The organism is Candidatus Latescibacterota bacterium (assembly GCA_019038625.1).
Lineage (GTDB): Bacteria > Krumholzibacteriota > Krumholzibacteriia > Krumholzibacteriales > Krumholzibacteriaceae > JAGLYV01.
Genome location: JAHOYU010000096.1, coordinates 1 through 23,234, shown reverse-complemented (window position 1 = coordinate 23,234; position 23,234 = coordinate 1). Strand labels below are relative to the sequence as shown.

Here is a 23,234-nt window from a genome sequence, read left to right as displayed (position 1 = left end):
CCTGTCGACTATATCCGCCGCCAGTTCGGGAGGGGTCTGTTCGAGAGCTGTCTTGAGAGCTGCCACAATCTGGCTCATCGGCTCGGCCAGTGCTTCTCTTATCTCCACACTGGAGATCCTCAAAGTCTTCGGTATGCCTGAGACAAGATCTCTACCCTTGATCTCCATCTCCTGCTCCTGACCAAGATTCGTGGCCGAACCTATTACCATCTTTACATGCTCGGCAGTCTGGTCACCTATTAAAAGATTGTATGCTTTTTTTATGTGCTGGACAATCACTTCATCCATTTTATCCCCACCCACTCGAATGGAAATATCCGTCACGATACCGTTCAGAGCGATCACCGCTATCTCGGTAGTCCCTCCACCTATGTCGACCACCATGTTTCCCGAGGGCTTGTCCACCGGAAGGCCTACTCCTATCGCGGCGGCTATCGGCTCGGCGACCAGATAGACTTCCCTGGCGCCAGCATTCTGCGCCGAATCGATGACCGCTCGCCGTTCCACCTCGGTAATACCGGAAGGTACGCTGATCACGATGCGAGGCCTGATAAAAAATCTCTTCTTCTGTGATTTCCGTATGAATTCCCGGAGCATGACTTCGGTCACTTCGAAATCAGCGATCACCCCGTCCTTCATTGGCCTTATTGCCACAATATGGTCGGGAGTCTTACCCAGCATCGATTTTGCCTCAATACCGACCGCGTATACTTTTTTTGATTTCTGGTCCACAGCAACGACAGACGGCTCGTTAAGGACGATCCCGCTTCCTTTCAGGTAGACGAGAGTATTGGCAGTGCCCAGGTCTATTGCGATATCATTTGAAAAATATGTTGAGATCCGCCCTAACAAGATATTTCCTTCCTTTCAGACATTGATCAGTCCCCGCTCCCTCATACTGACATAATCGTCATCACCGACGATGATGTGATCTACCACGTCGATTCCCATCAGGTCACCACACCGGGCAAAGCGCTCGGTAAGATCCCTGTCCTCCCGGCTTGGTTCAGGGTTGCCGGTCGGATGGTTGTGAACGATAATGATTCCCGCGGCACTGGCGATGACCGCCGCCTTGAAGATCTCCCTCGGATGGACAAGTGCGGCATTCAACGATCCGATCGCCACGGTCACTATCTTCAGGATGCCGTTCTTGGTATTGAGAAGGATAGCCATGAAGTGCTCCCTGTCGAGCCCTTTCATCTCAGGGATCATCAGGAAAGCTACATCCTCCGGTGACTTCACCTTCTTCACCTCACGCTGCCTGCCGGAGACGATCACCCGTCTTCCAAGCTCGAACGAAGCCATGATCCTCAGCGCGCCGGCTTTTCCGACCCCCCTGAAGTCCATCAACTCCTCAAGGCCGGCCTTGCCGACCTGATCCAGCCCTCCGTATCTATCGACTATCTCATTCGCGATAGAAGGGCTGCAGCAGCGCCCTGTCCTGCCCATAATAAGGGCCAGCAGCTCGGAATCACCTATCCTGTCAAATCCCTGCAGCCAACCCCTGGCTCTTAACCGTTCTATGGATGAATCAAGCCTTCCCTTCACCTTTCACCACCCCGCATCCTGGCTGAAAACTATCAGAAGAATTTCCTTTGTTCAAGATAATTTATAATGCCTGCTTAGGATATTTCCCCGACCCCCACTCTTCTTCCCTCACACCGAGTCTTTCCACTTCCGATCTCGCGAAATCAGCCCAGCTGTCTTCGGGATAATCCGCAATCAGTCTGGTATAGCAATCGTATGCCTCATCCGGCCTCCCGAACCGCCGCTCATGAAGTCCTGCCATCCTCAGAAGGACAAAAGGAGTCTCAGTGGACAGGGAATATCTTTCGATAAAATTCCTGTATCCCGAGAGGGCAGCGTTGAATTTGAGTGACCGCTCCATCCCGAATACGATCTTCAGATGTATCTTCTCTTCCATCGTGAAATCGGGAATCGATCTCATTGCCTGACCGAACACCTCTTCAGCCTCCCCCCTTTCCCCGTTTTCCATAAACGAGTTTATCGACTCGACATAGTGGTACCTTGCTCTGCCTTTCTCTCCGGTGCATAGAAAGGCCCTTGCCGCTTCAGAATGTATCCCCGCGTCGGAGGGTACAAGATCGAGATAATTGATATACTCTCCCTGCGCGGCGAACCAGTTCGCGCTGGCCACATGCTCCCTTGCCCTCTGCAGTCTCCTGTCCGCCCTGGCCGACAGTTTTGACCCGAATGCCAGCGCGAGAAGCATCCCACAGACAAATCCACCAACATGGACGCTGTACGCCACATGCATATATCCGGCACCGAACTGCATCACCGTATAGACTCCCTGATAAACGATCCAGAAAGCTATCGCCAGTATACCCGGCACATACTTTCTGCCCGCACGGTTGACTCCCTGCAGTGGCATGAAGATCCAGTACGCCACACGGATCTTGCTGTAATAGAATCTCACCACATAGGCGCCCAGCAACCCTGATGTAGCGCCTGATGCTCCGATTACACCGTAACCGATGAATTCAGGCGCCAGAAGGAGAGTGAAAACCATATGTGTCCAGGCCCCGGCCATCGCGGAAAGAGCGAACAGTATGAAAAATCGGCCCGCGCCCAGCCTGTCTTCGATCGCCCTTCCGAAAATGGCAAGGTAAACGACGTTTCCGACAATATGCATCCAGCTTCCATGGAGAAAAACATGTGCGAACGCGGAAGCAAGGTTTGGATGCGCAGGTTGAAATACCAGGTTGTACAGGTTGAAGGCCCCTGTCTGAGGAATGTATCTATATGCCACAAAAGTAATTAGGCACATCAGAGACAGGAATATCGTTATGACCGGTGTCTTCCTGACCCTTATGTCCAGGCCGACCGGGAAATAATAAAAGAAATACACTTCTCCACCTTTTTACAAGCCGACACGATATCGTGCAATTACCGGACCACCGGCATAAATACGGCAGGGTTCAGGAACGATTTCGACATACCGAGCGGGATGGAGCGATAATTGCGGTCTCAGGTGCGGGGAAGACAGATACTACAGTTCTTTCAGGATACAAAAAAGGGGGACCGAAGTCCCCCTTGAGTAGCATCAACGCTGTCTGCTCTAGAAGCTGTAGAGCATGCTGATCATCGCTATAGGAGTGTTGCTAGTATAGTACGGATCCTGCTGGTATCCGGTCAGCCAGTAGCCCATGCTGAACGGAACGTTCTTGTTGATGACACAGTCGATGTCGAAATCGCCGAAGTGGAAACCGAGGCCGAGGTTCCAGGCGAATGTGTCATAGACATCCGTCCACTCGTATTCTTCGGACGTGTCGCCATCTTCCCCACTCCAGGTAGCCTTGCCGAGATCCTTCGACATACCAGTCCTGAAGGTCAACCAGTCCGTAATGTCACTCTCGAGAGCGAGGATGAAACGGGGCATCGCGACATACTTGGCTTCCCAGGTATCATCGTTGTCTTCATCGTAGAACGAAGGCTCCCCTTTGTACATCGAGTATGGCTCGATGGCGAAAAGAATCATGTTGTCGTCGTTCACCTTCATGTTGGCGCCGAAACCGAAGGTAACGTTCATGGCCTTGTATCCACCCTCACTGCCGTAAGGAGTGTACTCATCGTTCTCCTTCATGGCAAAGTCTTTGGTGTCCCAGCTGAAGTACTGAACGAGGGTGATATCGTCTGACCATTTGTAGAAACCTCTGGTTCTGAGCGCCATGCCCGAGTTCGGATCCATCTCTCTGTCGAGCATGTCCGTTCCCTTACGCGTATCGGTGACCTTCGTGTAATCGAAGGCTATCTCGGCGGTCAATTCGTCACTGATCTCCATGCGGAAACCAAGTCCGATCGTCGTATAGGCCTCTATGCTTTCATCTTCGTCGTCGCCCTCGGTATCCTTCCAGCTCTCGCTGGCACGGCTCCACATGAGAGCAAATGTCATATTCTCCATCTTGTAGCCATACATGAGGATCCACTTGCTATAAAGATCATCATCAGCCAAATCGCTGTGGGGCCAGTCGTCGTCGTTGATGTTCTCAGCCATCCAGTAGTCGTTGTTGGGACCAGTCATATTGTCAATGAACACCATCGCCAGGGTACCCATATCGCCGTCTTCGCCGAGACCGTAGGTCATGGCATAGTAGGAACCGAAATCACTGCCGTCACTGTAATCGTATTCTCCATAGTATTCCGTGTTCCACGTAGTCATCACGAGGACGTTGGAATAGGAAGGAAGGGTGGCGTACCATGTGAACACATTGTAATCGTCACAGATATAGGGAGCAGTGTACCGTCCGAGGGCGTCGATACGACTCTGGGTGGCCATAGCGGCACCCGACATCAGCATCAGTGCTGCCAGAGTAAAGAGAATAACCTTTTTCATTTAAAAACCTCCTGTAATACATCTCCCGCTTAAGGGGAAGAAGTGTCAGGAAACAAGTTCTATATCACCACGCACTATGCGCGGATTGTTCCCAAATTTGCCAGTTAGATTTCGCTTCAAAAGCGATCCGTCTTTTCCAGGTCTGTCCCCCCTTTCCACGACTCGAGTAAATTCCTGGAATCTGCGGCTTTCCCGCAGCCCCGCTTTTAAGCTTTATACCGGGCATCCATGGAGCGAGTCCGGCTAAGTAAATTCGTGTGGCCTCCTTTCAGAACACTCGAATACAGGTATCCAAATTTTGTGCGTAGATTAGGGCTGCGCGAAAAACTTGTCAACATTTATTTTACAGAAATATTATTTTTTTATCAGAAAGGTTTTCGGCAACATCGAGATGGGTCAGCCCTGCGACTCCATCATGGATCAATGATCGAACGTCCGAAGAGAAGTTTTCCTGCCAACTTCTCCTCGTATAACTCGTCATCCGGAAGATAGCTGTTGAACCTGACATCTCCGTAAGCGTGGACAAACTTGCCCTCACCAAGCACTATCGATACATGAGTGATCTTTCCTCCCTCACCAAAAAACAGAAGGTCGCCGGGAAGCGCTCCACCCAGATCTTCATACGGGATCATCCGCCCCAGGACAGATTGCTGGTCCGCGTCCCTCGGCAGGTCGACCCCTTCCATCGCGAACACCCGCTTGACAAGCCCGGAACAATCGAATCCCTTCGCCGAGGTCCCGCCCCATATGTACGGGATGCCGGCAAAATGGCCCGCGCGTTCCACCACCCTGGAACGCCGGTCTTTCGAGCAGACCGGATCGCTGAGAGCGTCATCCTTCAGGAACCCGGATTTGCCTCCAGGGAGCTGAACCGTCGCGAAACCATTTTTACGGATCTCCACCTTTACAAGAGTACCAGCAGTAACATCTGTCACGGGGATGCTGTTCTCTTCCGGCGAGCTGAGGACATACGACACTCTGGCCTCTATCCTCGCGCTCGCCTCCGCGGCGAACGACCTGACTACATCGAGGGGAGTCTCGCTGACATACCAGGATCTGATCCAACCATGATAATGATCGTCCATCATGACGAAGAACCAGTCACCTCTCGTTTCAAGCAAAGTCAGGGTCTCACCCATGATCGCCTGGGTAAGAAGCTCGGCGCTGTGTTCGGGCTCTCTTCTAAGATCCGCAACACTGGAAACGACCCACAGCACGGTTCCACTCGAAGCGCCCGCGACCCTCCCGAGGATCTCGACACCCGCACGTGACCGCATGACAAGTTCCCCGACAGATTTTCCCATGACCCCAAAATCTCCCGCGACCGATTCGAGTGCCTGAAGCTGTTCGGGCCTGCTGACATCCACCACGACCCTTCCATCACTTTCCGGTGTTACCTTCGACCAGCAGGTCCGCCAGTCAAATCCAAGCTCATCCCGGGATTTTGTCAGGTTGTCGATCAATATCTCCAGAAGCCTTTTCATCGAGTCGTCTCCTTGCACCCACAAATCATCCCGATTACAGTTTCATCCTGCCCAGCCCCTTGAACCCCCTGACGATCGAAGGGTCGAGGGCATCTCTCAGACCGTCACCGACCAGATTCAACGAAGATATCGTAAGAGTCAGCACAAGGCCCGGAAACAGAGTCAGCCATGGCGCGGTCCTCATGAAAGCTATACCTCCGGAGATCATCCGCCCCCAGCTGGGTACCGGCGGTTGGACACCAAGCCCGAGAAAGCTGAGGCTCGATTCGGCCATCACAGTCATCCCCAGTCCGAGTGTATATACCACTATCACGGGAGAGATACATTGTGGAAGAATATACCTTGTGATTATCTTCAGATCTGACGCTCCCGCCGCCCTTGCCGCCTGCACATATTCCCTCTGCCTCACGGAAAGTACCTGGGCCCTGACCAGCCTCGCCAGCGCCGCCCATCCGACTACGCCCAGCGCAGTAAATAATGAGATGAGTCCGGGGGAAGCGACCGCCATTATTGCGATCAGGAGGAGAAGTGTGGGAAACGAGAAAGTAATGTCTGCCAGCCTCATGAGGATGGAATCGACCTTGCCACCATAAAACCCCGCCAGGGTCCCGAAAAGGAGGCCAAGCACGAGAGATATCGTCCTCGCGGCAAACCCTACACTCAGGGAGACTCGTCCCCCCTGTAGGACGCGGATGAGTAGATCCCTGCCAAAAGCATCTGTTCCGAACGGATGCCTGAGAGAGGGAGGTTCGAGAGACCGGTCCAGATCTATTTCAGCTGAATCCGGGGCTCCGGCCAGGATGGAGAGGATCGACGACGAGACGATCAGCAGAAGGATGATCAGCCCTGCCACAGCGACACGGTTTCTGAGAAATTTCGAGACAGCTCTTCTGCGGAAGGAAGGCTCCGCACCGGCAAGTGGTCCACTCCCGGAATTTCTGGCATCTCCATTGTCGCTCAACCTGGACCCTCCTTCTGCCTCACCCTGGGGTCTATCATCCCGTAGCTCAGATCGACCAGCAGGTTGACGAGAACGAACATCACCGCCATAAATAGAATAGCCCCCTGTATGACCGGAAAATCCCTTTTCATGATCGCCTGCACGATGAACCGGCCGAGGCCGGGCCACCCGAATATCGTCTCGGTCAGGACCGAGCCACTGAGATAGCTGCCGAAATCCGTGCCGACTATTGTCACGACGGGAATGAGTGCGTTCCTGAAGACATGCTTGCCTATGACCTTCGATTCGGCAAGTCCCTTGGCCCTTGCCGTCCTGACGAAATCACCGGCTCCGGCTTCGAGAAATCCTGACCTGGTCACCCTGGCGATAGTCGCCATCGAAGCGAAAGAAAGCGTCAACGCCGGAAGCACCAGATATCGTATAGACCCTCCACCGTATCCCGATGGTGGAAGGATACCAAGCTTTATCGAAAAAAGGTGGATCAGAAGAAGCCCAAGCCAGAATACAGGGATCGACACTCCCGCGAGAGACAGCCCCATCAAGGCCCTGCCGAGCCATGGGAATCTCCCCCACGCGGACAGTCCGCCGGTGACCACCCCGGCAATCACTGCTATGGACATGGCACTCAACGCCAGCAGCATCGTGCGCGGAAACCTCTCGGCAATGCTCTCCGACACAGGCCTTCCGGTAATAAACGACCGTCCGAGATCGAAACGGGCAAGCCGGGAAAGATAGTCCACGTACTGAAGATGAAGAGGTTTATCAAGCCCGAATTCCTTCCTGAGACTTTCCAGGGTCTCTTCGTCATACCGCTCACCGGCCAGGGCCAGCACGGGGTCTCCAGGCATGACATACATCAGGAAAAATGTCACGGTCACGACACCGAAAAGGATCGGGACAAGCATCAACAATCTTCTGGCAGTGAATCTTAACAAACCAGGAAAACCTTACCTTATGGAAATACCTGTAAATCTCCGGCTGTTGAAGATAACCGGCATGTTGTACCCCTTCAGCCTGTGTGATACTACTTCATACCGGATGGGAAACCAGAGGAAAATCCACGGAGCATCCGAGTAGACACTTTTTTCTATATCCAGATATAGGAGCAATCTCTTTTCCGCGTCTGCCAGGGAAGAGGCGGCATCCAGAAGGGAATCTACTGAAGAATCGGAGAATAAAGCCCTGTTGCCTCCCCCACCCCTGTTCGAAGAATGAAAAAGAGGCATGAGAAAATTCTCCGCGTCCGGATAATCGGCATACCAGTCCAGATAGAAAGCGTCAGGGCTTCCATGGTCCACCGCCTGCTTGAAAGCCCCCCACTCGCGTGTGACGATCTTCACTTTTATCCCGACTCTGGACAGGTAGGCCTGGACACTTTCAAGTATCCTGCCCGCCTCCGGATTCTCCCGCTGCCATATCTCCATCTCGAATCCTTCCGGATAACCGGCTTCGGCAAGCAGGCTGGCGGCTTTTTCGGGATCATACGGATACAGGTCGCTGCCGCGACTCCCGCCTTTCAAGCCTGGAGGGATGCTGCCGCGCGCTTTTCTGCCAGCGCCGAAAAGAACACGAGCGATTATCGTCTCGACGTCGATGGCCATATTCATCGCCCTCCTGACTCTCGGATCATCGAAGGGCGGCCTGGAATTGTTCAGGCCGATATATACGACACTCAACTCTTCCCTCTCCATCAGGGTCGGGCCCGCAGACTTCCATCTCTCGAGTTCCGCTCGGGGCACCTCGAGTATATCTATATTGCCGATCTCGAATTCGGCGATCCTGGTCATTGGTTCGGGAATGATCCTGAGGGAGATTCCATCAACATCGACATTTTTTACCGAACTGTAAATATTCCTTTCCAGGATCAGTTCGTCTCCGGCACTCCAACGCTTCAACTTCCAGGGACCACTTCCCCCGGGGGTTCTCCCATATTCCTTCCCTGCCACGGCGACCATTTCCCTGCTTACAATCGCTGCCGCGGGCATCGAGAGGAGGCTGAGAAAATGTGCTGTCGGCCTCTCCAGCCTTATCACCACCATCACATCGTCAGGCGCATTTATGCTGGTCTCATCGAACAGTCCGCCACTGTGATACTCCTTTGCCCTCAGGACGGGCTCAAGCACCCACCACCTCGGGGACATCGTCTCCGGGTCAAGAAGCCTTCTGAGAGAAAATACAACATCGGAAGCTTTCACAGGAGATCCATCGGAAAATCCCGACCTGCCCAGCTTAAACACATATGTCAGCCCGTCAGGATACAGTTCCCATGACTCTGCCAGATCGGGAGCGATCTTCCCGTCGTCGTCGAAACGGACAAGGTTCTGATGGGTCAAAGACACCAGCATCCCTGAAGAGACATCGACCGCGAAGGAAGGATCAGCTGTAGTAGGTTCGGTCTGCAGGGCAAGCCTGACTACAGGAAGCTGCACTTCTCTGGAACAGGAACCCGCAAAAGTCGCCACGACCAGAAATAATGCGGGGAACAGGAAAGAAACGAGTCTCCGGTCAATAAATCTGTGTATCGATAAGGCGATACTCGCCACCCCCCATTGTGTTCTGAAAAATGTAGACCAGTCCGAGAGAATCATAATACCATAACTGATAATTGCTGCCTATGGCATACTGGTTACCCGATCTGTCCGTGATCCGATTGGGGTTTCCGTTCTTTATGAAGACCTCTCCCATATCGGTCTCCCATCCGGGGCGGGTCCGCGAAAAAGCCCTTAATGCGTACTTTACCCTGCGCAGAAATTCGCCAAGTCCTTCGTTGACATTAACGGAGAGGGTAGGATCCCGTTTCTCCCAGAATAGTTTCCACTCGGTCTTTCGGTCGATCGGCGTGGCGCTGATCAAAGGTTCGAGTTCGTCGTCGTCGGCGATTATGGAAAGAAGAGATATGAGGCTATGGAAATTTTCCCTGAAAAGCCCCCTGTTGAGAAGGATGACAAACGGTTCTTCTTTCGATGACTTTTCCCCACTTCCCGGAATCTCCGCTGTGATCGAATAGTTGTAGAAACCTACTTCGAGATTATCGATATTCAGGTCAAAGCAGAAAACAGTATGCCTGGTCAGCGTGGTCAATCTCTGTCTGTTATAGAACACCGTCCTACCCTGCGAGTCTGTGACCCGGCTTGTCAGGACAGTGGAAAACTCGTCCCTGTTGCCGGGGAATATCAACCCTGAGCTGATACGAAGGTATGAATCGAAATCTGCATATACAGCGCCTGACAGCATAACAAATCCATTGCTGGAAGGGTCATCACATATGGAGAAGGAAAGTTCACCTTTCACGGGTTTTTCACCGACCCTGACCCTTTCAGGCGTAAAAAACAGGGGAGATGATACCTGGATAGCCCCTTCCTCTCCACCGACTATCCTGATCTTTTCTTCTCTTTTGTATTTTCGTGATGTCCCTGTGACTTCGAAGATCACTTTGACCTTGTACTCACCGGGCCCTGCCGGAAACGATTTTCTTATGATGGCCCTGAGGTTCGGCGATCTTGTCTCTTTGTAAGTACTGACGACAACGCTTTCCTCCCAGACTTCGCCCGCAGGTTCATCGCCATCCTTGTTTTCGATATCCACGTAGACCCTGTATCGCGCTTCGAAATGTTCCTTCCTGCGGAAGAAAACGAGTTTTCTATAGTTTATTGCAGCATTTACCAGTATCAGGGAACCTGTTTCACCATCAAGCCCCTGGCTGACCGCCATCTCGAACTGGGCGTTTGTCGCCCTCATCCTCAGCTGCCCGCATGTCTCGGTAGAATAGAGTACCAGCAAGGCCGACACGATAAGGAGCAATGGAATGGAAGATCCAGAGGACTGGCGGGGTGTGTTTATATTATATCCGGGTAATCGCATGAAAAACCTCCCTTAACCTAGTATAGACTTCGGAAAGGTTTCAGGCAACTAATTACAATGCGTGTATGAGCCCCGGTGGAAGATCCCTCGCGAAAGGATCACTACTCATAATGAAGAGCCTTGATCGGGTCCATCCTCGCCGCCCTGTTAGCCGGGTAGAGACCAAAGATAATACCGATCGACGCAGAGAATACGAAGGCTATGACAATCCAGATGAAGGGAACCGAGTATGGGAACTTGATCAGCCTGGACACCCCCTGGGCGGAAAGAAGGCCCAGGAATATCCCGATAAACCCTCCCGCTCCTGTCAGCGTCGACGCTTCGATAAGAAACTGCTGCATGATATCGCTTCGCCTGGCTCCAAGAGCCATCCTTACTCCGACTTCCCTTGTCCTCTCCGTTACTGAGATGAGCATGATGTTCATCACACCTATTCCTCCGACCATCAGCCCTATGGAAGAGATCACCACGAGAATAAGTCCTATATTCTTTGTAATATTGGCCAGCATTTCACGGAATGTCTCTGAAGTAGTGACGTGAAAATCGTTTCTGGCGCCTGGACCCACTTTCCTGCGGACTCTCAGCAGGGCCGTGACTTCCTCACTGCCTTCCTCGAGGGTATATTCAGGTTTGATCGTCACGCCGATCTGATAGTCGTCGAACTGTCCCGACATATCTTTCTCGAATGTCGAATGGGGGATACAGGCAAAATTATCTCCTATGCTGCCCATGATATGGTTACGTGAACTCATGGCTCCGACGACCTCATATTCATGGTTTCCTATTTTGATCTTCTTTCCTACCGGGTCCCTGTTGGGAAAGAGGTCTTTCGCCGGTCCGTATCCAAGGACGACTACTCTCCTGCTCCTTTCAAGCTCGAACTCGGTGAAGAACCTGCCTTCTCCTATCTGAATACTGTACATGGAACCGAAATTCTGTGAAGTGCCGACGACCTGGATAAGGTTCGTCCTTTCACCCTCGTACCTCAACACCCTCATCCTGCCGCCCGGATCCACCTGCAGGTCCACCTGATCGACTGAGGGACAGTGCTTCTTGATACTTTCAGCATCGGCGGCAGTAAGCTGCTTACGCCTCATCATCTCCCGCCTGTCATTCCCGTCGGCAAACGGATCGAACCTCGATATAAAGAGATAAGGCCGGTTTGACGATACGATATCCTGCTGCACACGTTCACCGAGGCCCGACATGACTGTCACCATCGCGAGGACTGTCGTCACCCCGATCGCGACCCCGACTATGAGGAGGCTGGAACGCATCTTGTGTGTGCGGATCACATCGATCGCCTGGAGAAAATTCTCCAGCCAGACCTGCCTGTTGTTGCGCCTGTCTCCAAACTTCGATTCGGCTTTTCTGCTCCTGTTATCTTTACGCATATTCATACCTACTCATGATGGAGAGCCACGACCGGATCGAGATTGGCCGCCTTGCTTGCCGGATATGTGCCGAAAATGAGGCCGAGCAGAAAGGTCACTGCCAGACCTATCACTATGGACCACGGGGCTATGACATAGGGAAGAGGCGAGACCATCGAGATTATCGCCGCTATCGTAAATCCGATCAGTATCCCGATTATCCCTCCCACAAGCGATAGAGTGATCGCCTCGACAATAAACTGCCAGATGATATTGGATCTTCTCGCTCCGAGCGCCTTCCTGAGCCCCACTTCCCTTGTCCTCTCCGTCACGGATACCAGCATCACATTCATGAGGACGACCCCTCCGACGACCATTGAGATCGATACTATGAATATCAGAGCCTTGAAAATGTTTGAAGATATCTTTTCCCAGAGCGAGATAAGGTTCTCAGAGGTGATTATGCTGAAATCGTTTTCTTCCAAAGGTTTAAGGCCATGCCTGATACGCATCGCCATCGTCGCCTCATCGACAGCCTGCTGGAGAAGTTCGATATCCTCTGCCTTGACCTTGATCTCTATCGAGGTCCTCGAGCCGTATTCCTTCAAAAAAGTGCTTATTGGAATATAGATGAACCTGTTTCTCGATTCACCGAAAACCGTTCCCATATCCTTGACCACACCTATGACCCTGTAATGCTTCCTGCCTATCTTGATCTTCCTGTCTACCGGATCGAGATCTTCAAAGAGTCTCTGATAGACATCGTACCCAAGCACCGCTACAGCGGAAGAACGGCTTTCCTCTATCCGGGACAGATGTCTTCCCATGAGGATATCCGCTTTCTCTATCATCGGATAATCCTCGCTCCGTCCCCGGACCTCGATATTGTCTGCCGAGTTATCAAGACGTATCACACTCTCCCTGGTATCGACCCCGGCCCCGATGAAAGAAGCTGAAGGTATCTTGTCGCGAAGGTATTCGACGTCCTTGAGTCTGATCCTCTTGTTTCTCGCTAATGCTTCGAGGAAGGCATCGAGATCCGTTATCGCCTCGAAAAAGTTGATCCTCTCTATTGAGAAGACGTTACTACCCTCCCCCGCGACCTCTTCCTTGACGTAATCGTCGGCGCCGCCGATCAGCGATACGACCGCTATCACGGACATCGTGCCGACAATATTGCCCAGAAGAGTGAGGAAAGTCCTTAACTTATTGTCGCGTAAGGCGCTGAGTGCTATTTTTATGCCCTGAAAGATCAGCATCTTCTATTCCGTCTTTCTCTGGAGACACTGACCGCAGCTACTTTTTCTCCGACTTGATCGTCACTTTGACCCTCTGTCCGTCCTTGAGGTCCCTGATCGCCCGAAAATTGCCACTGATGACCTCTTCATCCCCCTCAAGTCCAGTTACGACCTCGAAATATTTCTGACTTGAGATCCCGACCATGACAGGTTTGAAGATAGCCCGACCACCCTCGACTATGAATACCCCTTCGATCTCTTCTTCCCCATCCACATCGGTCTTGGTCGAATCAGCGGTCGAATCGGCGGTCGAATCGGCTGTTTCCATTCCCTTCAGGTCCTTTTTTCTCCGGACCGTAAGAGACTGAATAGGTATGCTGACGGCCTGGTTTCTCTCTGCTACCGTAATCTCGGAATCGGCGGAGAGACCCGGTCGCACGTTCACGACGGTATCGTTGATCGTAATCACTACCTTGAAATCGACACCCTGCTGCCCGGATGAAAGAATCGGACTGTTTCCGATCTCTGTCACCTCGCCGATATATGTCGTGTCAGGAAAAGCATCGAGGGTCACTTCGGCCTTGTCGCCGAGCTTGATACTGATCACCTCGGTCTCATCCACCTCGACCTCGGTCTCAATCGTGGAAAGGTCGGCAACCGTCATCAGGATTGTCCCGGGATTGTTCAGTGTTCCCATGATAGCGATCTCGCCTTCCTCCACATTCATCCTCGTCACTACACCGTTCATCCCCGAAGTAATGGTCACTTCCTTTAAATTGTGTTTCGCGCTCCCCAGCATGGCCTGCTGCTGCCTGATCTGCTGTCGCGCCGATTCGAGGTTGGCAACGGCAATATCGTGTTCGGTCTGCGCAGCCTCCACCTCCTGGTCGGTGAGGTATCCCTGGGAAAATAGTTTCCTGATCCTCACAAGGTCGTTTTCCGTCTTGCGCTGCTGCACCATGGAGCTCCTCTCCGATGCCATAGCGGCATCGAGAGATGCCTCCAACTGCGCTACAGTCGACTCGAGCTGGATCGGGTCGATCTGAATCAGGAACTGTCCCTCGGTGACGATATCTCCTTCTTTAACAGCCACTTCTGTCACTTTACCAATCGTGCTGGCGCTGATATCGACCTGGCGTTTGGGCCTGATACTGCCCGAAGCGGAGATTATCATCGACAGGTCACGAAGCTCGACCTTTTCGGCCTGCACGGGTAACGCCTTGCCTCTCTTCGCTTTCATGTTCACGACGACAAGTACGGTGATTACCAGAATTGCGGCTACAACTATCCACAACTTTTTCTTCATGGATACCCCTTTACTATTTCAGATTTTTATCCGAGCGGATCAGGATCGGATAATGTCAACTCAGTTCCGGACATGTGTGTCCGACGCTATCTTTCCATCCAGCAATCTGACGATTCGCCGGGAATGTTTCGCAATATATTCTTCATGTGTGACCATTATGATCGTATTCCCCTCCGAGTGAAGCTGGTTGAATATGGCCATGATCTCCTCACCTGTTGTACTGTCCAGGTTGCCTGTAGGTTCATCGGCGAGAAGAATGGAGGGACGATTGACCAGGGCTCTTGCTATCGCGACTCGCTGCCTTTGTCCGCCTGAAAGTTCGTTCGGTTTGTGCGTGGCCCTGTCCATCAACCCTACCGATTCAAGCGCTTCCCTGGCTCTTTTCCGTCTCTCATCGCCGGGAAGCCCTCCATAGATGAGTGGCAACTCGACGTTCTGCAGGGCTGTCGCCCTCGGAAGGAGATTGAACGTCTGGAATACGAACCCTATTTCCTTGTTTCTGATATAAGCAAGATCGTCGTCACTGAGATTACTCACTTCCCTGTCATTAAGAACATATGAGCCTGCTGACGGGGTATCGAGACAACCTAGAATATTCATGAAAGTCGATTTGCCAGACCCGGATGGGCCCATTATGGACACATACTCATTCCTGGATATCTCCAGGTCTACTCCATCTACGGCCGCAATCTTCTGAACGCCTACTTCGTAGATCTTCTTTACATCCTGGACCTTGATCAACATCGGGTCTCTCCTCTGTCACCGTTTATCTGGCCTTGGTTCAATTATTCGACATCCTGCCAGTAGCCCTGGCTATATCCGCATCCGCAACAAGGTAATCACATTTCGCCTGGATGACATCGGCCTTGGCCTGTGTAAGTGCTACCTGGGCATCGATCGTCTCAAGCATCGTCCCGGCACCTACCCGGTATCGCTCTTCGGCGAGCCGCAGATCCTCCATCGCCTGCTCGACCGTTTCGGTGGCAACGGCTATCCTCTCCCGGGCTTCTCTCATGCCAAACATCAGGCCCTTGATCTCCCTGACTGCATCCAGTTCGCTCTTTTCCAGATTGTACTCAGCAATCCTGTAATCCGCTTTGGCGTTTGCCAGGTTTGTACTTGTCTGGAACCTGTCGAAAATGTTCAAGCTTATATAGCCTGTCAGAGACCAGGCGTACTCTTCCTTGAAGAAATTAAGATTATCTGCCATCTCCCTGTCATTCCATGTATATCCAAAGCTGGCGCCGATCACTGGAAACCAGGAACTCCGAGCACTCGTTATCCCCGAACTCGCAGCTTTCATGTTGTATTTCAGGCTCTTCAGATCAGGCCTGTTTTCAAGAGCAAACCCGATCTCAGCATCCTGATCGAAATCCCGGAAATCTATCTTCAGGTCTGTATCCACATCCACCACTCCATTCGAACGAGTGTTCAAAAGAGCGATAAGATCCTCGCGGGCGAGTTCGGACCGGTTCCGGGTGCTGATCATTGTCAGCCTCGTATTGGAGTGTCTGACTCTCGCTTTCAGGACATCCGCCCTTGTGGCAGCACCGACCTCAAGAAGAGCCTCCGACCTTTCCAGATTCTGTCTCGCCTGCTCGATGCTCTCTTCCTGTACGGTCAGGAGCATCTTGTTCCGAACGAGGTTATAATAAGCCCTGATCACGCTTGCCGCAATCATGTCATTGTTATATTTGAACTGCTCCAGGGCAGAATTCCTGTTGTGCCTGGCGGAAGCGATCCGGCTGAAATTTCCCATCCCGTCAAATATCACCATATCTGAATTGATTCTGAATCCGTAGTTGTTGTAATCAAACCCTGTGTTCTGAACGGGCCTTCCCTGTGAATCGAACTGAACGGATGAAGGGCCGTAATAAACATGGCCTTTCGAAAATGAAGTAGAAAGATTCGGCAGCAGGCTGCCATAACTGTATCGGAGGTTGCTCTCCGACTTCTTTACGTTCTGGGCCGCCATGTGGACGTCGGGATTGTTCTTCAGCGCGAGATTCAGACATTCGTCGAGAGAAAGAACCTCAGCACGGCAGACACCGGACGATCCCGCGTTCAGGACCAGGGAAAGAACGATCAGAATTAATGTTTTTATCAAGCCTGGGTAGGACTTCATACCAGATACCTTTCCTTGCGTTTCAGAGATATCACCTCTATTGAATACTTGTTATTTAATCTTACGACTCAAGAGGCTCTATAGTTTCAATTAAGATGACTATATTGTCAACTAAATAGCTTCCAGGGTATCTATACCCAATACAGACATCTCTACCGATCTATTCAAATAAATATTCTAGCTGGACAAAAAAAAAGCCCGGCCAAAGCCGGGCTCTGAAATTTCATATCTACCAGATGCTCATCGTCCATGCAGCTTGAATCTGATCGGGATAGCCATTGAAGCTCTTACCGGCACAGTTCTCTGTCTCGCAGGCCTGAAAATGAATTTCTTTGCGGCTGCCAGCGCTGATTTCTCCATGGCAGGAGTCACATCCGAATTAATAATACTGGCCTGTTCGACCTTGCCGTCCACTCCGATCAGTACCCTGATCAGGACTGTCCCTTCGATACCGGCTGACTGCGCCAGGCTGGGATACTTGGGAGCCACGTGTTTTACCAGTATGGGAGGTTCATCGAATGCATAGAATGCCTGGGCCGACTCCGATGGCGGAGCAGGGGGAGGAGGCAGGTTTTCGATCCTGTCAAAACTTGTCGGTGCTATTTCCGCTTCATCATCGACTTCCTCACCCTCTGCAGCTTCCATAGGGATAGCTGGCTGAGAGATCTCTTCCGGTGGTGGCGGAATCTCAAAATCCTCTGCCGTCTCAACAACTATGAATTCCTGTTCCTTCAAGACATATGGCTTGAATTCGAAGGACGGAGAGAAGTAAATACCGAGGAAATGGATGACTAAAGTCACGTAAAGGGAGTTACGTAAATATCTTCCGTATCCACTTTTAAAATCCTGATTTGCAACAGCTACAGTGGCCACCGATTACCCCTTGTATTGAATTGCTACTCTTCTCCAACGGATACGAACGTCACGTTCACGGCATTGGCATCTTTCAACTGATCCATCACATCAGAGACCAGCTGGTATTTCGTACGCTGATCGATGTTGAACGCGACGATAAGGCTGAAATTTTCCTTCAATCTCGAAGCGACGATCGGGTTTATGCTCTCAACACTGATCAGTTTATCATTGATGCTTATCCTGTTGAACCTGTCGGCCCATATATGTATCAGTCTCTCTCTTTCCAGTTCGCTACCAGATTCAGCTCTTGGCAGAGTGATAGGCAGTCCTTCTTCCATCTTGAAGATCGTAGTGACCATGAAGAAGATCAGAAGGAGAAAGATGATATCAGCCATCGATCCCGTTGGAATACTGTTTGATACATCCTGATTCTTTGAAATCTTCAAAACAGTTCTCCTCTAGGCTCCGGACTTCATCGTCCTGAGCGATATTCGTTCGGCCTTCGCCAGACGAAGCTCATCGAGAATGTCGACCATAATACCATAATCGGCAGCCGGATGCGTTTCGATCACGATAACGATTTTTTTGTTCTGGATAAGCTTGTTCTCGACGAACAGCCTTATGTCCTTGACCCTGATAGGCCCGGAACCACGTACTACAATCGAACCGTTCGCATACGCCTGCAGAACCATGACATTGTCTTTCTTCAGCTTGACCTGGGGTGATTCCCCGGCAGGCAATGCCATCGGCAGACCCTTCTCAACAGCGAAAATCGTACTGACCAAGAAGAATATCAGCAAAAGAAAGTTAATATCAGACATCGAGGCAGTACTGAAATCCGACGATACCTTACTATTTTTCTTAATCATACTATGCTCCGCTTAGTCGGTGACGCCCGACTCAATAAGCTCATTTACCAGTTCGGCAGAAGCCTCTTCCATCTCGAGAACGAAACGATCGATCTGCGAGACAAAGAAAGAATGACTGATACTCGCCGGAATGGCGACGATAAGGCCTGTAGCCGTCGTAATTAGCGCTTCCTCGATACCAGAAGCAACAACCTTGGCACTTACCTGCTCCGCCCCTGCAATAGCTGCAAACGCACTGATCATACCGGATACCGTTCCGAGGAACCCTAGAAGCGGTGCAACCTGTGCCACCGTCGCGATAGCTACCAGCCCACGCTCCAGGAATGAAGTCTCGATACCACCAGCAGTCTCGATCGCCTCTTTAACAGCATCGGGACCACGGCCGGATCTTAGAAGACCCGAGTGCAGAACTGCAGCGATCGGGCCTCTGGTCCTTTCACAGACCTTCATGGCGCCGTCCACACCTTCAGAACGCATCGTGACGAGGACATCGTTCATCAGTCTCCTGATGTTGACCCTGGCACGAGCCAGTGTGAAGAGTCGTTCGATAATAAACACAACACCGATTATGGAAGCGATTAGAAGGGCATGCATGAAATTGCCACCCTGTACATACTTCTCGCCGATCCCGCTGTGCTTGAGATTGTATAAGACGACTCCGAGTCTCTGCCGCTCGGCCATATCAGCGACTTCCTGTGCGACTACAAGGGAATCATTCCTCGCAGTCCCCAGCGAATCACTTGCTGACTGTGCTATGAATACGGGTTCGGTTACTGCCCCTTCCTCACCCAACTCCTGTGACTGGAGTACCATGGGCAAGGCGATGATGAGACAAAGTACGAAAGCCATCAAGGAAGCTTTGACCGTAAGCCTTCTCTCTACCATACTACGCGCTCCTTCTACGGAAAACAGACTAAGGTGATTTTCACATCCGGTTGGAATACGGATTTCATTTAAAACTGATTGATTCCAATCTCTCTTAACGGCAAAATACTTAATGAGGACTGCGATGTCAACCAAAAATTCCCAAGCCTCTTTTTGACGGAAAAGTCTATTCTGCCTAATCAATGTTAGCTTCATCGAAGGAATCCTCAAACTCTTCAGATGTACCGACCAGAAGATAATTTCCTACTCCGTCCTTGTCGACGAACAGAAATCTCAGTCCAGACCGGATTGTCATCAGTTTGTCCCTTGGAAAGAGCGGGTTTCCTTTGAGCACATAGACCCAGAGCTCATATCCCCCTGTGTCCATGCCGCCTCCACGGTACGGTTGATTCCTGTTCCTGGAAGTGTTATACAACTGGACATCCTCCGTGCCGAGTCCTTTCCATGTATTATGTATGACTACCTTGTACTGGTCGTCGAGCTTGTTAATCACTTCTTCAAGATCGGTCCTGTTGAAAGGAATAGACTCTGAAACATATTCGTCAGGTGGGCCGAACCTGATGTACATCTGCCCCCTGTCGGTAGCAGCTCCCTTTCTGTGGTCGCTGAAACTCGCATTCGCCTGATCGACCCGCCGCATGAACGTTTCATAAGACTCGTTGACCGCAGTATGAGGCGTCGGGTCATTCTTTTTCCAGAAATCGTTTAATATCTTTTCCTGCTGGCCTATTGCCGCGTAGCTAAACTCCTCGTACTCTGTATCATTGAATATTATCCTCGCCTCGACGAGGATATCCCTTCTTGGCCGTTTCCAGTTCATCAATTCCCAGACTACGGAAAAATCTTTACCTACCAGCGCGAAAAGCCCCTTACCGGTCGCCTCGATCGTAAGCCTGTATGCTCCAGCAGGATAAGCGTTGACATCGAATGCCCCGAAGATGAAAGCTCTGCCTCCCCTGACCCGACTGACCATCTCGACAGAATCTATCCTCTCCCCCTTCTGGTCGAACACTGACATGAACAGATCAAGAGTGGTCACGTCAGAATCTTCTGGAAGCAACGCCTGAGCAAAAAAGGAGAGTGTATCATTCTTGAGGCCGTAGATCTGGATCGGGTTTGGAATATACTGCCCGTCAGGTTTCCTGCCCCAGAGAAGGAAGGGCGCGCTGACGATAAGGCGGTCCTTCTGAAAGCCGGCTATTTCGAGTGGCTCTTTCTCGAATACCGAGTTATCATGCTTTTTCTTCAGCAACCCCATCAATGTCTTTTTTTTGCGGTTCAGGTCCTCGACCCGCGCGCTGAGAAGGTAGGATCCAGGATCCACACTCACCGAATCCGCGATATAAATAAAGCCTGTCAGATCGGTGACAGAGGGTAGAAACTCCCTGGGGTCGTTTATCATCAACTTCTTTTCGTATATCCTGTCTTCTCCCTGCGAGAGAAGCAGATAAACAGAAACGGCAGCTTGATAACTGCCGTCCTTTCTTACGTATTTGATCTCTTTCGTGGGAATCGCGATCTGGAAGAATTCGATTACCCGTCCACTCCTCTGTGGAAGCGAACCGGCATCCAGGAAGAATTCGAAATCTCCGGACCCTCTGAAAGTCTGCCCCGCACTATCTCCAGATGAACCGACGATGAAGAGCAGAATCAATAAATGAATCTTTAAAATCCTGTTCATCTGGTCAGCCCGCGAATTCAGACTCTATTCACCACCTAGTAGCTAAAGTTCAGCGTCACTCTGTGAGCCGCGCCAAGGTATCCGAGATCTTCCCACGCATAATCGAATCCAAGATCCGAAGTCTGGCTGGTGTCTATCCTGAAACCGAGGCCCCACGCCAATCCCTGCGTATCGTAGTCGATATTATATCCTGAACGCAGGAAAAAGAACTGGTTGAACCCGTATTCCATACCGACATTCATCCGTTCCTTGTTGTCGGAAGGATGTGAGAACTCGCCTGAAGCGAGAAGCGCGTGTGCGCCCTGCCTGTACGCATCCATACTGAGTCCCACACGAAACAGCGTGGGCAGCTTCGAAGAACGGTCGTCAAAATCGATCTGACCGCCGTAGGACTGGATCATCATACCCAACTTCATCCCCTGAATGCCTATCCTGTAGAGGAGACCGAAGTCCACGACCATCGCTCCGACACTCTTGTCAGCGAGTCCCATGTGGATATAATGAACGGTAGTACCGGCAGAGAACTTGTCGGTAAAATACATCGCATAGGAAAGCCCGAAAGACATATCCCCGGCATCGAAGAACCTGTTGGTCCCCTGGGGCATGTAGATCGTACGTTCCTCCTGCGGATCCATCGTCAGGGCTCTCACACTGATACCGAAGGTTCCTGGCAGGTATGGAGTAGTAAAGACCGCACCGGCGAAATATACATCTATATCTGCAGGCCAGACAACGTTGTTAAGCGTGACCTGGGTACGGTTGATCTCCACCAGCCCGGCAGGATTCCAGTACATTGCCGTGGCGTCGTTCGCTACAGCAGTGAACGCGCTGCCCATACCGGCGGCACGCGCAGAAGTCCCTATTTTAAGGAACTGCGCGGCATAGGTACCCACCTTCTCGAAAGGCTTCGTCGCCCCGAAAAGAATGGAGGGTGCCATCACCAGGATCAGGACCCCAATAAAAACCTTGCTCTTCATCAACAGACCTCCTGGAGGTGAATGTAATAATAGTTACCTTATAATAACAAACTTGCCGATTACCTTCTCAAACCTCTCATCTTCCGGCTCCACTGCAAACAGGTAGACCCCACTTGTGACGTTCTGCCCGTTACGGGAAACAAGATCCCATACAAGCGTGCCTTGCTGGTCCCCGGAACCGCCGTTATGATAAAGGACCTCGACCAGGTCACCAGACATGGTGAATATCCTTACCGTATTGCGGCATCGAGGCAGATTCCTGAACTCCACCTTGATACCGGTAGGATCATCCATATTGGGATCGAGCTGCCAGGGGCTCATGGTCACCGCAGTTGCGGGGTTTGGCACGACGTAGACCTCATCGTCTTCATACTCATCAACATCCTGAGGGTCAGAGAGTGGTGAAGTATACGCGAAGTTCGAGGAAGAATCCCCGAATTTCCCGACCTTGACCGGCACGCCATTGGCAATAAGATGATCATATGCTGTAACACTGTAGAAATAGTGCATTCCATTATGCACACTTTCATCGATAAATTTGTAGTACTGAAGCCCTCCCTCGAAGCCGAGATTGTACCTCGCCATTGCCTCGAGAGTATCACATTCACTATTGGAAAGCCCCGGAGGACAGGCAACTGTGTCGAGAGGCGAATACCAGACACTCTCCTCGAAAAGTCTTATGACCGCATCTTTACCGTCAAGACCTTTGAGCGGCTCATACTGCCAGCCGACACGATCGTCACGAACCTCGGAGATCGGATATCTGAAATCAATATTAGGGCTGACGTTATTCAAAATATCACGCTCTTCGATCAGCTGCCAGAGCTCACGTGGCGGACCGCTCAGGACCGATGTACCCATGGGCCTGGTCCATCCATCGGCTCTCCATATCCTGTAACCCTCGAAATCCAGCTCGAGAGTACTGACATCAGGAGTCACTTCGCTGAAGTTGTCCCACATGACAACGACCTTGTCGTTGCCTGGAAGAAGTCTCATATTCGGTGGGGGCGGAGCTGAGCCGACAAGCCAGTTTACCTGTGTCTCCTTGCCGTCCACACCGGTCTGGAATGCTGTGAATGTCGCGTCACCCTTTGAACACTGCGTATTCTCCCATAGCTCGATCTCATCGCGGCAGTCGTTGTTGATCCAGATAACATCGCCCCTGAGAGCGTTAAGAAGCTCGAAATTTCCATCGGCAGCACATGAGTCAGCAACTATACCACTCACCGGTCCAGGCACCGGGGTCTCGCGTCCCTCTACAC

General features: G+C 51.5%; 21 protein-coding genes. All 21 read right to left on the bottom strand.

Going from position 1 to position 23,234, the window contains the following annotated elements; translation table 11 throughout:
- Window positions 1-852 (bottom strand): rod shape-determining protein (locus KOO63_07265; GenBank protein ID MBU8921603.1); only part of this gene is annotated, 852 nt, incomplete at its 3' end.
- Window positions 853-867: 15 nt separating this feature from the next.
- The gene (radC, locus tag KOO63_07260; GenBank protein MBU8921602.1) at window positions 868-1,548 is read right to left on the bottom strand and encodes a DNA repair protein RadC; all 681 of its coding nucleotides are present in this window, start codon (window positions 1,546-1,548) and stop codon (window positions 868-870) included.
- 61 nt (window positions 1,549-1,609) lie between these two features.
- The gene (locus tag KOO63_07255) at window positions 1,610-2,872 is read right to left on the bottom strand and encodes a rhomboid family intramembrane serine protease (protein ID MBU8921601.1); all 1,263 of its coding nucleotides are present in this window, start codon (window positions 2,870-2,872) and stop codon (window positions 1,610-1,612) included.
- 210 nt (window positions 2,873-3,082) lie between these two features.
- Complete coding sequence (locus KOO63_07250; GenBank protein ID MBU8921600.1) at window positions 3,083-4,357, bottom strand: hypothetical protein; 1,275 nt, start codon at window positions 4,355-4,357, stop codon at window positions 3,083-3,085.
- A gap of 413 nt (window positions 4,358-4,770) precedes the next feature.
- Complete coding sequence (locus KOO63_07245; GenBank protein MBU8921599.1) at window positions 4,771-5,841, bottom strand: C40 family peptidase; 1,071 nt, start codon at window positions 5,839-5,841, stop codon at window positions 4,771-4,773.
- Window positions 5,842-5,875: 34 nt separating this feature from the next.
- Entirely contained in the window at window positions 5,876-6,802 is a 927-nt protein-coding gene (locus tag KOO63_07240; protein MBU8921598.1) for an ABC transporter permease, read from the bottom strand.
- Window positions 6,799-7,707 carry an ABC transporter permease gene (locus KOO63_07235; protein ID MBU8921597.1) on the bottom strand — a complete coding sequence of 303 codons (909 nt, stop codon included), beginning with the start codon at window positions 7,705-7,707 and terminating at the stop codon, window positions 6,799-6,801. Before KOO63_07235 ends, KOO63_07240 begins: the two co-directional genes overlap by 4 nt.
- Window positions 7,708-7,749: 42 nt before the next feature.
- Window positions 7,750-9,345 (bottom strand): ABC transporter substrate-binding protein, encoded by a 1,596-nt coding sequence (locus KOO63_07230; GenBank protein MBU8921596.1) that lies wholly within the window; start codon window positions 9,343-9,345, stop codon window positions 7,750-7,752.
- Window positions 9,308-10,663: a GWxTD domain-containing protein gene (locus KOO63_07225; protein MBU8921595.1), complete on the bottom strand. Its 1,356-nt coding sequence runs from the start codon at window positions 10,661-10,663 to the stop codon at window positions 9,308-9,310. The genes KOO63_07230 and KOO63_07225 overlap by 38 nt, the downstream gene beginning before the upstream one ends.
- Window positions 10,664-10,764: 101 nt before the next feature.
- On the bottom strand, window positions 10,765-12,063 hold the full coding sequence (locus KOO63_07220) for an ABC transporter permease (GenBank protein ID MBU8921594.1): 1,299 nt from the start codon (window positions 12,061-12,063) through the stop codon (window positions 10,765-10,767).
- 2 nt (window positions 12,064-12,065) lie between these two features.
- Complete coding sequence (locus KOO63_07215; GenBank protein ID MBU8921593.1) at window positions 12,066-13,295, bottom strand: ABC transporter permease; 1,230 nt, start codon at window positions 13,293-13,295, stop codon at window positions 12,066-12,068.
- A gap of 37 nt (window positions 13,296-13,332) precedes the next feature.
- Window positions 13,333-14,580, bottom strand: coding sequence for an efflux RND transporter periplasmic adaptor subunit (locus KOO63_07210; protein ID MBU8921592.1), 1,248 nt, complete (start codon window positions 14,578-14,580; stop codon window positions 13,333-13,335).
- Window positions 14,581-14,640: 60 nt separating this feature from the next.
- On the bottom strand, window positions 14,641-15,321 hold the full coding sequence (locus KOO63_07205; protein MBU8921591.1) for an ABC transporter ATP-binding protein: 681 nt from the start codon (window positions 15,319-15,321) through the stop codon (window positions 14,641-14,643).
- Between the two features lie 40 nt (window positions 15,322-15,361).
- Entirely contained in the window at window positions 15,362-16,705 is a 1,344-nt protein-coding gene (locus KOO63_07200; protein ID MBU8921590.1) for a TolC family protein, read from the bottom strand.
- Window positions 16,706-16,945: 240 nt separating this feature from the next.
- Window positions 16,946-17,578 carry an energy transducer TonB gene (locus KOO63_07195; protein MBU8921589.1) on the bottom strand — a complete coding sequence of 211 codons (633 nt, stop codon included), beginning with the start codon at window positions 17,576-17,578 and terminating at the stop codon, window positions 16,946-16,948.
- Between the two features lie 23 nt (window positions 17,579-17,601).
- Window positions 17,602-18,006, bottom strand: a complete 405-nt coding sequence (locus KOO63_07190; GenBank protein ID MBU8921588.1) for a biopolymer transporter ExbD — start codon at window positions 18,004-18,006, stop codon at window positions 17,602-17,604.
- Between the two features lie 12 nt (window positions 18,007-18,018).
- The gene (locus tag KOO63_07185; GenBank protein ID MBU8921587.1) at window positions 18,019-18,429 is read right to left on the bottom strand and encodes a biopolymer transporter ExbD; all 411 of its coding nucleotides are present in this window, start codon (window positions 18,427-18,429) and stop codon (window positions 18,019-18,021) included.
- 12 nt (window positions 18,430-18,441) lie between these two features.
- Window positions 18,442-19,314: a MotA/TolQ/ExbB proton channel family protein gene (locus tag KOO63_07180; protein MBU8921586.1), complete on the bottom strand. Its 873-nt coding sequence runs from the start codon at window positions 19,312-19,314 to the stop codon at window positions 18,442-18,444.
- 175 nt (window positions 19,315-19,489) lie between these two features.
- Window positions 19,490-20,995, bottom strand: a complete 1,506-nt coding sequence (locus KOO63_07175) for a GWxTD domain-containing protein (protein ID MBU8921585.1) — start codon at window positions 20,993-20,995, stop codon at window positions 19,490-19,492.
- Between the two features lie 35 nt (window positions 20,996-21,030).
- Window positions 21,031-21,972 (bottom strand): PorV/PorQ family protein, encoded by a 942-nt coding sequence (locus KOO63_07170; protein MBU8921584.1) that lies wholly within the window; start codon window positions 21,970-21,972, stop codon window positions 21,031-21,033.
- A gap of 33 nt (window positions 21,973-22,005) precedes the next feature.
- Window positions 22,006-23,234, bottom strand: a 1,229-nt coding sequence (locus tag KOO63_07165) for a hypothetical protein (protein ID MBU8921583.1), incomplete at its 5' end; no start/stop codon positions are given.